Source organism: Streptomyces sp. NPDC047043, from assembly GCF_040644055.1.
GTDB lineage: Bacteria > Actinomycetota > Actinomycetes > Streptomycetales > Streptomycetaceae > Streptomyces.
Genome location: NZ_JBEYVO010000064.1, coordinates 1 through 11,699, shown reverse-complemented (window position 1 = coordinate 11,699; position 11,699 = coordinate 1). Strand labels below are relative to the sequence as shown.

Below are 11,699 nucleotides of genomic sequence, written 5' to 3'. Positions count from 1 at the left end.
GTCAACCGCCTTCGTTCACGCGGGTGTTGATACGGGCGATCTCGGCCACCCACTGCCGGCGTTCGTCGTGGGTCAGGTCGAGGATCTCCTCGCGCTGCCAGTGGAAGTGGTAGGCGATGTACGCGATCTCCTCCCGGAGCCGGGGAAGGGCGTACGTCACGATTCCCCCAGGCGCCCACCCGAGAGGTCGACCTCGAAGCCGCCCTCGCAGTGCGGGCAGGTCACCGCGGCGCGGGTGTGGCCCTCGCTGTTGACGCGGCGGTAGAAGTCCTGGAGGAAGGCGACGTCGGTGGCGTACATCCGCTCCACGACCCCGACGTGCACATCGGTGATGGTGCCGATCCGGGTGATCACCTGGCTCAGCAGCACCACGCTCAGGTACGCCGGGTTCTCCTTGACCCTGAGGTCGATCTGCGGACGCAGCTCGTCACGGGCGGTGGCCAGGCGCATCGCGCCGTGCCGGTGCACCGTGCCCGCCTCGTCCACGTAGCCGCGCGGCAGCTCGAACTCGAACTCGGTGCGCAACCCGTGGTCCTCCCGGGGCGGCGCCGGAGCGGCGGCGGCGGGGGGAGCCGCCGCCTGCTCCGGCGCCTGGGCGGGCGCCGTGACCTGGAGGATCTCCTCCAGGTTGCCCGCCGTGACCGTACGGCGCCTCATTCGACGATGATCTCCTCGAACACGATGGTCACGGACTCGGTGGCCGCGGCCGACTCGCCCGCCTTCAGGGAGGGGCCCTCCCACTTGGAGGCCCAGCCCTGCATCAGCTGGATACGGCGGACCGTGTTGCCCTCGGTGTCCTTGATCTCGATGGTGAGGTTCTGCCGCGCGGAGTTCACGGCGCCGTTGTTGAGGGTCTCCTTGATCCAGCTGGTGAACTCGCTGCTCTGGTCGAGTCCCCGGGTGATCGTGATCTCACCGGCCTGCCGGGCGCCCGGCTGCTTGCGGATGATCTGCTTGCCCTCCGCGCTGACCTGGCGTACCTCGACGACCTCCTCCTCGACGGTCAGTCCGCTGATCTCCTGGATCGACTCGACCAGGTAGCCGCCGAGCTGCACGCCGAAGACGTGGGTGGAAAGAGCATCGCCCGTTGCCATGACTGTCTGTCACCTTTCCTTGCGGAACGTTCTGTTATGGACCGGGGTCACTCGTCGATGAGGCTGGTGCTGTCGGAGAACTGGGCCAGCCGGAACACCACGAACTCGGCGGGCTTGACCGGCGAGACGCCGATCTCGCAGATGACGCGGCCCTGGTCGATGGACTCCTGCGGGTTGTTGTCGCGGTCGCACTTCACGTAGAACGCCTCCTCGGCCGTACGGCCGAACAGCGCGCCCCGGCGCCATTCCTCGGTGAGGAACGCGGTGACGTTGCGCCGGATGCTGGACCACAGCCGGTCGTCGTTCGGCTCGAAGACCACCCACTGGGTGCCCAGCAGGATGGACTCCTCGAGGTAGTTGAAGAGGCGGCGCACGTTCAGGTAGCGCCAGGCCGGGTCGGAGGAGAGGGTGCGGGCGCCCCAGATGCGGATGCCGCGGCCCGGGAAGGCCCGTACGCAGTTCACGCCGATGGGGTTGAGCAGGTCCTGCTCGCCCTTGCTGAGCCGGAGTTCGAGGTCCACCGCGCCGCGGATCACCTCGTTGGCGGGCGCCTTGTGCACTCCGCGCTCGGCGTCGCTGCGCGCCCACACACCGGCGATGTGGCCGCTCGGCGGGACGGTGGTGTTGCGTCCGGCGGCCGGGTCGAAGACCCGCACCCAGGGGTAGTAGAGGGTGGCGTAGCGGGAGTCGTAGCCCGCCTCGTCGTTGCGCCAGGCGCGCACCTGCTGGGCGTTGAGGCCGGGCGGGGTGTCGAGGACGGCCACGCGGTCGCCCATCTGCTCGCAGTGCGAGATCACCGCGAGCTGCACGGTGCGCACGCCCTCGGCGTCGATGTCGCCGCGCTGGTAGGCGCTCATCAGGTCCGGCACCGCGACCATGGTGATCTCGTCGATGGTCTCCAGACCACCGAAGCCGGTGCGGGCTCCGGCGTCGCCGACGTACTCCGCCGCGTCGAGGCGGGCCACGTCGCCGGAGCCGTTCGCGGCGGGCGCGGCCGGGGCGTCCGGCACGGCCAGGGTCCCGGCGGCGGGCCTGCTCTGGGCGGCGCCCTGCTGCTCGGTGACCTGGATCAGCTTGGAGGCGCGGGCCTGGTTGACCAGGTAGCCCTTGACGTTCTTGCGGGTGGAGGCCTCGTAGGTCTCCGCGACCTGGTCGCCCTGGCGGACCAGGACCTTGAAGCGGTCCTCCGGCGGGTTCTCGCCGTCCGCGTCGGCGACCTCGACCGACACCCCGGTGACACCGGGCTTGGCGGCGACGAGGAAGCCCCCGAGCTGCACCGGCTCGGCGGCCTTGTTCGCGCGCCGGCCGCCGTTCACCGACGGGGCGGAGGCGTCCTCGGCCTGGCCGCCGATGCGCACGATGTACGCGGCGCCGCCGCCGTTGGCGAAGTAGCCGTAGACCGAGAGGGGCAGGTAGGCGCCCTCGGTGAAGCCGCCGAAGGTCTGGGTGTACTGGTCCCAGCTGGTGACCAGCGTCGGCGTGTGGAACGGGCCGTTCTCGGCGAACCCGACGAACGCGGCGACGGCGGTGCCGACCCCTTCGATCGGTCGGGCACCGGACTGCACCTCCTCCACGTACACGCCCGGGGTGAGGTACGTCGGCATGCTCGCTCCTTCGCGTCCTACGGGTCGGTCCTGTGTCCAGGCCGAGTCTGCGCGGGAGCATGGCGGGGACGACAGGGACGCGGGGACCGGGCCGGGGGCAAGATCACTGCCTCGATCCGCACATGCGGGCGGTCCGACCGGCGCCCGGACTTGCCCTCGCTGTGCCCGTACGGACCTGGACGCCCCGTTTGCCCGGGCGGTCCACTGGGGGCCGCAGCAGGGGTGCGCCGACGAGGAGGCAGTGAATTGCGGAAGTCCGGGGCGCACGCCGAGCAGACCGAGACCCGGCAGGCCGCGCGCGGCCCGGCGGCCGCCGCCCGCCGGGAGACCTCCGCCGGCCCCGCCGTACCGCCGCCGCTGACCGCCGACGCCCTCCGGGCGGCCCAGCGCGGCGCGGGCAACGCCGCGGTGACGGCCATGATCGCCCGCCGAGCCCGCCCCGCAGCCGCTGTGGAACAACCCGACCCCGGAGTGCACCAGGTCCTGCGCTCGGCGGGCAAGCCCCTTGCGGCACCGGTCCGCCAGGACATGGAGGCCCGCTTCCAGACGGACTTCTCCGACGTACGACTGCACACCGGCGCGGCGGCCGCCCGCTCGGCCGGCGCCATCGGCGCCCGCGCGTACACCTCCGGCAGCCATGTCGTCATCGGCCCGGGCGGCGGCGACCGGCACACTCTGGCCCACGAGCTCACGCATGTGGTGCAGCAGCGCAACGGCCCGGTGTCGGGCAGCGCCACCGGCCACGGGTTCGCGGTGTCGGACCCGGGCGACCGCTTCGAGCGGGCCGCCGAGGCCAACGCGCGCAAGGTGATGTCCGGGCCGGTGCCCACGGACCACGCCACCGACGGGCACGACGGGGCACGGCACACCGACGGTCCCGACTCGGTGCAGCGCTCGGTGCGCCCCGACACCGAGGACGCATCCGCCGTCCCCGTCCAGCGCTATCGCACCCCCACGGCCCAGGGAGCCGACGGCACGGACATCACCGAGGCGAGCGACGTCACGGTCGACCGGATCTCGGACAACGGGCTGATCGCGGTGGCGGGTCGGCAGGAGGCGTACGCCGACGCCGAGCTGATCGACCGCGCCAACCGGGAACTGGCCGGGCAGAGCCGGATACGCGTGCGCCTCGAACGAGGCGAGCGGGTGATGATCGGCGGCCGTGCGCTGCACCGTGTGCTCCCCGTCCTCGCCTCCCGCGAGGCGGCCGACTGGCCGGGTGCCGACCAGCGCCACGAGCCCGTCCTCGGCGACAGCGCGCAGACACGGGACGACAAACTCGCGGCGTACAAGGACAGCCTGAGGGCACTGCCGGCCGAGCACGGAGAGCTCCTCACCACGGCGCTCCGCATGACGACGGGCAGGAAGGCCAACCAAGAGATCGACGTGCTGCACCAGAAGTTGCTCAGCCTCTCCAACAGTGAGATGGGCGCGCAATGGGCGGCCGATCACGTCCCGTTGAACCCCAGGTCGGAGCCGAACTTCCCGCAGAAAGCCGCGGAGTGCCTCACGCGGCTCGCCATCGACCGCGACGCCACCCGCGAACCGGAGCAGGTTCTGACGGCTCTGCTGATCACGCTGCCCAATGACTGCCAGGCCGCCGCCGAACGGCTGATCGGCACGCCTGCGAACGGCCTCGCCCACCCGCGGGCCAACCCCACGGTCGGCGAGAACCACTACGTGAATCTGCGGGATGTCGAGGGAGGCCGCTGGCAGAACCACTTCGCGGCGGTGATCATGCGCGACGGGGACGACTCGCTGACGTACGAGACGGCCGCGGACAGCGCCAACTCGCTCAGCGAGGGAAAGTCCCTCGGCTACTTCGCGCTCTACGGGGCGGAGGGCACGCAGCAGTCCTTCGCCTCCGAGATCAACCAGCAGAACACGGCCCCGAGGAACTGAGGCGGCCCGCGCGGTTCTCAGGCGTCGGTGGCCGCCGCCAGATAAGGCCCGAACTCGCTCTCCAGGACCAGCCGTCCGAGCTTGCGGTACTCCTGGGCTACCGCCGTCACCAGTTGCCGCATGGTGAGCGGGGTGCCGGACTCCGCCGCGAGGTAGGCCGCGGTGACCGCGCAGGCGCGGATGGAGCCGCCGGCGAGTTCGAAGCGGTCGGCGCAGAAGGCGAGGTCGAGGTCGGCGGCGCGGGGCAGGCGGTCGCCCAGGCAGCGGTCCCACAGGGCGAGGCGGTGGCCGGAGTCGGGCACCGGGAAGTCGGCGACCACGTCCAGGCGGCGGGTGAACGCCTCGTCCAGGTTGGCCCGCAGGTTGGTGGTCAGCACCGCGATCCCGTCGAAGGACTCCATGCGCTGCAGCAGGTACGCCGACTCGATGTTGGCGTGCCGGTCGTGGGCGTCCTTCACCTCCGAGCGCTTGCCGAAGATCGCGTCGGCCTCGTCGAAGAGGAGTACGGCGTTGACCGCGGAGGCCTCGGTGAAGATCCGCTCCAGGTTCTTCTCGGTCTCCCCGATGTACTTGTCCACAACTGTGGACAGGTCCACCACGTACAGGTCCATGCCCAGGTCGGCCGCGACGACCTCGGCGGACATCGTCTTGCCGGTGCCCGACTCCCCGGCGAACAGCGCGATCACGCCGCGCCCCCGGCCGCCCCCGGGCCGCATCCCCCACTGCCCGAGCACCTGCTCGCGGTGGCGGGCGCGCAGCGCCAGTTCGCGCAGCCGCCGGTGGGTGGCCGGCGGCAGCACCAGGTCGTCCCAGCCGACGCCCGGCTCCACCCGGCGGGCGAGCCGGTCGAGCCCCGCGCCGTTCTGCGCCCGTACGGCGGTGCGGAGATCGTCGGGATGGACGGGACGGCCCGCGAGGGCGGCCGTCCGCACCGCCACGTCGGCGGCCCGCCGCAACTGCCCGGAGTCCAGCCGGTGCGCGGCGACCGCCTCGGCGAGCACCGCTGCGTCGCCGGTCGCAAGGTCGTCGGCCACGGGACCGGCGGACCCTTCGAGGGCGTACCGCCAGCGCGCCGCCTGCCGTTCGGGCGAGGGCGCCGGCACGGTCAGGGCGACGGGGGTGTCGGCCGCCCACTCCGGGGCCCAGCCGACCGTGCCGTGCGTGAGCAGCGGGATACCCCGCAGCGCCGCGCACAACGCCCCGAGTGTGCGGGCCCGTTCGGCGGGTTCGCCGGGGAGCGCCTCGAGCGGGCCGAGGACGACTCCGGCGCCGGTGAGGCGGGCTTCGAGCGCGGCGATCCGGGCGAGTTCCGGTACGTCGGCGGGGCGCCGGGCGAGTGCCACGGCGTCCAGGACGAGCGGGCGCACCCCGGCCGCGCGCAGGGCGGCGACGGCCAGCCCCGCCGCGTCCCCGCCCCGACTGCGCAGATGGACGAGGCCCACGCCGGTACCGGCCGCGGCCGCCGTCCGCCGGACCTCCGCCGCCTCGGCGGTCGGGTCCTCCTGAACATCACCGAGCACCCCGGCCAGCCGGACGTCGGGCCGATCGCTGCCCAGCAGATGCCCGGTGACCCGGTCCGGAACCACCAACACCCGTGACAGCGGCGGCCGTTCGGGCTCGGTGACCTCCACCAGACCGCCCGAGATCAGCGGCGCTCCGGGGGCGAGCCGGAACCGTCCGGACGCCGCCCCGGCGAGCCCGCACAGTTCCAGGGCGAGCCCGACCGTGGGGCGACGGCGGGTCAGGTCGTCGTTGAGGTAGCCGTAGAGCCGCTCGAACCGTGCGTCGAGGTCGGGTGCCAGCGCGACCAGGAGCAGGTCCAGGTCCAGCGGGGACAGCCCGAACCGCCGGGCGAGCCCGTCGAGGACGGAGCCGGCGGGCGGCTGCCACGGCTCGTGCGCGGGTACGCCGAGGCCGCCCGGCTCGTCCAGGATGCGGGCGACGGCGTCCGGGGTGAGGTACTGGCCGCGGTACGGATCGTCGGGATCGGGGTCGGCGGCGCGGCGGACGGCCACGGCGTGCCGTACCCGCTCCTCGACCAACTGGAGCCGCGCCCACAGGTGTTCCACGTCGGTGGACATGAGGGCGGCCGTCGAGACGGCTTCAGCGGTGTGCGTCACGGCTGGCGGTCCCCTCGGCGGCGGCGACGGGCGGGGGCGGGGCCCCGTTCGCGCGGGCCGGCGAAGCCGCCGTCCGGGCCCGGGTCGGTCGTCTCCGTGTAGCGCAGTCGGCGGCCCGGCGTCGCCTCCTCGCTCTCGCCCCTGGTGGCCGAGCGGACGACGAGGCCTTCGGTGACCGGCGGTGCGGTCTCCTTGGCCGCCCCGGCGAGCGGTGCCCGTACCCGGACCTGGAGGGAGGCCTTGAGCTCGCCGCCGAGCGCCGACCACACGTCGGAGGCGGCCGGAGCGTCGAGCCCGACGCCACCGGCGTCCAGGGCCACCGTCAGGCCGAGGTCGGCGAGGGAGCCGGTGAGCAGGCGGGCGGGCAGGGTCTCGGTGGAGACCAGGGTCGCGAGCACCTGGGAGAGCAGGCGGTGTTCGTCCTGCGGGCGGCTCGCCCATGCCGTGACCAGGTACGTCAGCTCGAACCAGCGCGGCGGGGTGCGCCGCGCCACGAGGTGGCCGTCGGCGTCGTAGACCTCCCCGGCGCCGCTGCCGCGCCGGGTGGCGTCCTCCCGGATGTCGTAGAGGAAGACGCAGACGGTGGGGGCGCTGCGGCGCGCCGCCCAGTCCCGGGTGGGGGCGTCGAAGACGACCTCGACGCCCGACGCCTCCAGACCGGACCCGCCGAGCAGCCGGCGCAGTCCCTCGTCGACCTCGTGGATCACCGGCGGGTCACCTCGTCGGGCGGCTGGATGCTGCCGTTGACCACCAGGAAGTCGGTCGTCACCGGCGAGAAGCCGCGGCCCTTGGCGGTGATGATGCGCGGCCCGGTCTGGTCCTTGGCGAGGATCAGCAGCTGGCCGATGAACCTGCCGTCGGGGCCGGGGATGGTCGGCGCGGCCGCCGCGGTGATGCCCGGCTTCCAGGTGAACCGCACCGGCACTCCCGGCGGGAAGTCCTTGCCGCGCACGGAGGTGACGAAGCCGGGCTTGCCGATGTTCGGCACCGCCACGATGCGCGGCTGGAGGATGCGCAGCCGCTGCCTGGTCGTGTTGTCCTTCTTGTCGGCGTCCGTGCCGGTGGTGGTCAGCACGCCGGTGACCTGGGCGGTCAGCGCCTTGTTCGGGCTGAGGACGACCCGTACGACCGTGCTCGCACGCGGCTTCAGGTCCGGCAGCGCGCACACCCAGGACTTGTCGCAGCCCTCCGGCGTCCCGTTGTCGGGGATGCTCTTGGGCAGGCCGATGTGCAGCCGCAGGCCGGTCGCGAGTGCGTTACGGCCGTTGCGGACCGTGTACGTGACCACGACGCGGCCGCCCACGTAACCCGGGTTGGGCTGCGCGGTGACCTTCACACCGGGTCCGGCGTCGGGCGCGGGCGGCTCGGAGGGCACGGTCGGGGGCGGGGTCGGTGTCGTCGGGGGAGTCGCCTCGCGCACCGGGACGACGGTCCGGCCGGCGTTGTCGCTGGGCTCCGGGTCGATGACCGTGCCGGTGACCGACCAGTCGACGGGCTGGTCGCCCGCGGTGAGGCCGGTGAGGGTGACGCTCACGGTGACGGTGGTGCCGGGCTGCACGACGCCGACGTCGCACTGGAGGGAGGCGGCGTCACAAGTGCCCCCGGGCCAGGTGACCTTGGTGACCTGCACGCCGGTCGGCGGGGCGATGGTCAGGGTGGTGCCCGGGGAGGCGGCGGGACCGTTGTTCACCAGGCCTACCTGGACCGTGGTGGACTTGCCGACGGTGACCTCGGGCGTGGTGCCGGGCGCGTTGACCGCGAGGTTCACGGACTGCTGGACGGTGGGCTCCTTCTGGCGGCCCGGGAGCGTGCTGGTGAGCGCGGTGAGGTCGCCGGAGTCGACGTCCAACAGGCTCAGTTTCTCGGGGCTGTTGACCGCCACGGCGGCACGCGAGCTGATCACCAGGCCCTTGCCGTCGGCCGTCCACGCGGCGTCGCGCGGCTGGAACGGGCCGGTCGCCGAGGTGTCCGGCAGCTGCCGGCCGCAGGCGCCGGGCAGGTCGCGGGCCGAGGCGGGCGTCAGCACCTGGCAGTCGTCGCCCGTGAGGGACGTGAGCAGGATGCCGTCGCGCTCGTCGACCTGGCCGCCGCCGCTCTTGCGGTTGAAGGCGATGGAGGTGCCGTCCGGCGAGAACGCCGGGCTGTCGTCGATGACCTCGCAGTCGCCCGGGCAGATCGTGGCGCTCAGATCCTTCTGCTGGTCCAGGTGGTCGACGGGCACGGTCCAGATGTGCTTGTTGCCGCCGTTGTCGTTGATGACCTCGTTGCGGGTGAAGGCCAGGGTCTTGCCGTCGGAGGACCAGGTGGGCTGGGCGTCGCCGCCGGTCCGCTGACCGGCCGGCGGGGTGATCTGCCCGGTGATCGCGCCGGTGGCCGCGTCCGCGACGAGGATGCGGCTCGGGCCGCCGAGGCCGCCGGGCGAAGTCCGGGTGAAGGCGAGGTACTTGCCGTCCGGGGAGAACGTCGGGTCGGTGTCCCAGTCCGTCGCGCCGCGTCCCGCGAGGGGCATGGGCTCGGCGTTCGATCCGTCGGCGTCCGCGATCCAGATCCGCTCGATACGGCCCTGGGGACCGTCCTCGAAGCGGGTCAGCACGATCCGGCGGCCGTCGGGCGTGTAGTTCTGCCGCTCGGTCCACGGGTCGTAGCCCGCCGCGGGCTGGAACAGCGGGTCCTTGGCGGAATCGGTGTTGGTGTCGGCCGCCGGGTCCTCCTTGAGGATCGTCAGCCCCAGGTCGCGCGGGTCGGAGCCGTCCGCCCGGGCGTCCTGCAGCGTCACCACGTGCGGGCCGGCCGCCGTGGTGCGCTCGACGATCGCGCCACCGCCGTCGACCGTGCCGAGCCAGGTGACCGAGGAGATCTCGCGGTCCTCGTTCAGTACGAGGGAGGGGACCTGGTCGGAGTGGGCGGTCGTCCGGAACACGTGGTCCCAGTCGCCCTCGCACTGACAGGTGATCTCGGGGCTCAGGAACACCACACCGTCCCCGTCGGGCAGCCACGCTGCCCCGTGGGCACGCCACTGTGCCTGGTTGCCCCCGAGGAGCGGTTCGTCACCGGTCCCGTCCGCGCTCGTCACCCGCAGCCGGGGCACGCTCTGCCCGTTCTCGGTGGTCGTGGCGGTGTACGCGATCCAGTTCCGGTTGGCGTCGTCGTTCACCGGGTTCCACACCGGTTCGCTCGCCGTGCCGTTCGCGGCGTCGGTGACCCGGGTGGCGGTGCCGCCGTTCAGGTCCCGTACGTAGATCTGCTCTCCGACCAGCGGGTTGCCGTCGCTGGAGTACGCGATGCGCTGCCCGTCCGGGGAGACCGTCGGGCACTCCTCGTTCGAGGCGGTGTCCGTCAGCCGCGTCAGTCCGGTGCCGTCGGTGTGCACCAGCCACAGGTCTCGCTGCGTGCCGCCGCCCAGGGCGCCGGACTCGGCCGCGTCGAACACGACGGACCTGCCGTCCGGGGTCAGCCGGGGGTGCGCCGCGTCCATGCCGCTGGTCAGACGCCGTACGGAACCGTCGGCGGAACGCAGATAGATCTGCGGGGTCTTCTCGTCCCGCAGGCTCGCGAAGACCACCTGCTCGCCGAGGGCGGCCGGCTGGACGTCGTAGTGGGCGGGGCCCGCACCGAACAACTCGGTGCTGGAGGTCGTGGTGGCGACCTGGCCGAGGCTGCGGTGCCGGGTGCCGGCGTAGGCGATCCGGGTGTCCGCGGTGCCGGCGGCCGCCGCGGCCCGTGGCGCGGACTCGGCACTGCCCTGCCCGGACGCCGCGGTCACCCCGAGCAGCGGGATCAGCAGCAGCAACGACATGCCGAGTCTCCCCGGGCGGTACCGCCCGCCGGGGCCAGCGGTGGCCAATTGAGGTCCCCCTCATGATCTGGTGCGGCACGTGGATGTGCCCCTGCCACCCTGCTCCGGGCGCGCGCGGGACGGCAGGGCGGCGGGGCCGTACGCGGGGGAAACGTGGGGTGTGCTTTCGGGCAGTGCCGTGTGCGTTCGGGCAACGTCGGCGTTCCCGGCGGACACCGCCTGCCGCCGTCGCATCGGAAGGTTCCCGAACTCCCTTGTCAGATGAGCCCGTTGCGCAATGCATAGCCCACCGCGTGGGCCCGGTTGCGGAGTTGGAGGCGGGTGATGATCTCGTGCAGGACGTTCTTGACGGTGCGTTCGGAGTACGCGGTCTTGCGGGCTATCTCCGCGGTGTCCAGGCCCTCCGACACCAGGCGCAGCATGTCCGCCTCCCGGGTGGTCAGCGTGGACAGGGACAGGCCGTGCGGATCGAGCGCCGAGCGCTGCAGGCTGCCGACGTGGGAGAGCAGCTTGCCCAGCAGGTCGCCGGGGAGCACGCCCTCGCCGTTGGCCGTCGCGAGGACCAGGTGGACGAGCCGGTCCTGGTCGGCCTCGGCGCGCCGCAGCACCGCCGGGACGCCGCACTCGATGACGCGCTGCAGCGCGCCGGAGCCGAGCGTGCCGACCACGAGGCCCACGCGGGTGGCGGAGTTGAGCCGCAGCCGGTGCAGCAGGGCGGCCACGTCGTCGTCGACGTTGTCCACGACCACCAGCGACACCTGCGCCCCGTCGGCGTCGGCCTCGTCGGACAGGTCGACCTCGGGGCGCTGGCGGAGCTGCTGGACGACGCCGACGCGCAGGATCGGATCGGCGGCGTAGACAGCCACGGTCACCCGCTCCGGACGGCCCGAACGCGAGGCCCTCAGCCCGGAGCCGACGGTGGCGGGCACATGTGACTTGGAGGCGGACATGGCAGGGGTGTTCTCCTCTGCGCAGTACATGGGGGGGTTACCTGTTCGTGAGTTCGTGGGGGAGGATCGCTGGCGCGGGGCGAATGCCGGAAGGCGGCGCGCGGGAACGGCCGGGTGACATTAACGACCCACTGTTACCAATGCCGCGTAGTTAAGCCGTGAGGTCGTGCGTCAACTGCCCTGTTTCTGCTGTTGGGTGTGTGGGGGCGAGCCACTGGGGGTGCAGTGTGTAG

General features: G+C 72.8%; 9 protein-coding genes. 1 reads left to right on the top strand and 8 read right to left on the bottom strand.

Going from position 1 to position 11,699, the window contains the following annotated elements:
• Position 1 precedes the first annotated feature (1 nt).
• Genes ABZ880_RS52660 through ABZ880_RS52645 form a run of 4 tightly spaced genes read right to left on the bottom strand, consistent with a single transcriptional unit; the run spans position 2 to position 2,698 of the window.
• Positions 2-160, bottom strand: a complete 159-nt coding sequence (locus ABZ880_RS52660; protein WP_020938517.1) for a DUF6760 family protein — start codon at positions 158-160, stop codon at positions 2-4.
• The gene (locus tag ABZ880_RS52655) at positions 157-657 is read right to left on the bottom strand and encodes a hypothetical protein (protein ID WP_361278736.1); all 501 of its coding nucleotides are present in this window, start codon (positions 655-657) and stop codon (positions 157-159) included. The genes ABZ880_RS52660 and ABZ880_RS52655 overlap by 4 nt, the downstream gene beginning before the upstream one ends.
• The gene (locus ABZ880_RS52650; protein WP_010353296.1) at positions 654-1,094 is read right to left on the bottom strand and encodes a phage tail protein; all 441 of its coding nucleotides are present in this window, start codon (positions 1,092-1,094) and stop codon (positions 654-656) included. Before ABZ880_RS52650 ends, ABZ880_RS52655 begins: the two co-directional genes overlap by 4 nt.
• A 47-nt stretch (positions 1,095-1,141) precedes the next feature.
• Positions 1,142-2,698, bottom strand: coding sequence for a phage tail sheath family protein (locus ABZ880_RS52645; RefSeq protein WP_361278734.1), 1,557 nt, complete (start codon positions 2,696-2,698; stop codon positions 1,142-1,144).
• A 246-nt stretch (positions 2,699-2,944) separates the two neighbouring features.
• Between ABZ880_RS52645 and ABZ880_RS52640 the strand changes: the two genes are divergently transcribed.
• On the top strand, positions 2,945-4,600 hold the full coding sequence (locus ABZ880_RS52640) for a DUF4157 domain-containing protein (RefSeq protein WP_361278732.1): 1,656 nt from the start codon (positions 2,945-2,947) through the stop codon (positions 4,598-4,600).
• A 17-nt stretch (positions 4,601-4,617) separates the two neighbouring features.
• Here ABZ880_RS52640 and ABZ880_RS52635 read toward each other — a convergent pair whose 3' ends face one another.
• From ABZ880_RS52635 to ABZ880_RS52620, 4 genes are all read right to left on the bottom strand, one after another.
• Entirely contained in the window at positions 4,618-6,681 is a 2,064-nt protein-coding gene (locus ABZ880_RS52635; protein ID WP_361278774.1) for an ATP-binding protein, read from the bottom strand.
• Between the two features lie 35 nt (positions 6,682-6,716).
• Complete coding sequence (locus tag ABZ880_RS52630) at positions 6,717-7,427, bottom strand: DUF4255 domain-containing protein (protein ID WP_361278730.1); 711 nt, start codon at positions 7,425-7,427, stop codon at positions 6,717-6,719.
• Entirely contained in the window at positions 7,424-10,516 is a 3,093-nt protein-coding gene (locus ABZ880_RS52625; protein ID WP_361278728.1) for a hypothetical protein, read from the bottom strand. Before ABZ880_RS52625 ends, ABZ880_RS52630 begins: the two co-directional genes overlap by 4 nt.
• A 257-nt stretch (positions 10,517-10,773) precedes the next feature.
• Positions 10,774-11,466: a LuxR C-terminal-related transcriptional regulator gene (locus tag ABZ880_RS52620; RefSeq protein WP_361278726.1), complete on the bottom strand. Its 693-nt coding sequence runs from the start codon at positions 11,464-11,466 to the stop codon at positions 10,774-10,776.
• Positions 11,467-11,699 lie beyond the last annotated feature (233 nt).

Coding starts and splice junctions, on each gene's coding strand:
- ABZ880_RS52655 (WP_361278736.1), bottom strand. CDS start 657: ATGAGGCGCCGTACGGTCACGGCGGGCAACCTGGAGGAGATCCTCCAG.
- ABZ880_RS52650 (WP_010353296.1), bottom strand. CDS start 1,094: ATGGCAACGGGCGATGCTCTTTCCACCCACGTCTTCGGCGTGCAGCTC.
- ABZ880_RS52645 (WP_361278734.1), bottom strand. CDS start 2,698: ATGCCGACGTACCTCACCCCGGGCGTGTACGTGGAGGAGGTGCAGTCC.
- ABZ880_RS52635 (WP_361278774.1), bottom strand. CDS start 6,681: ATGTCCACCGACGTGGAACACCTGTGGGCGCGGCTCCAGTTGGTCGAG.
- ABZ880_RS52625 (WP_361278728.1), bottom strand. CDS start 10,516: ATGTCGTTGCTGCTGCTGATCCCGCTGCTCGGGGTGACCGCGGCGTCC.
- ABZ880_RS52620 (WP_361278726.1), bottom strand. CDS start 11,466: ATGTCCGCCTCCAAGTCACATGTGCCCGCCACCGTCGGCTCCGGGCTG.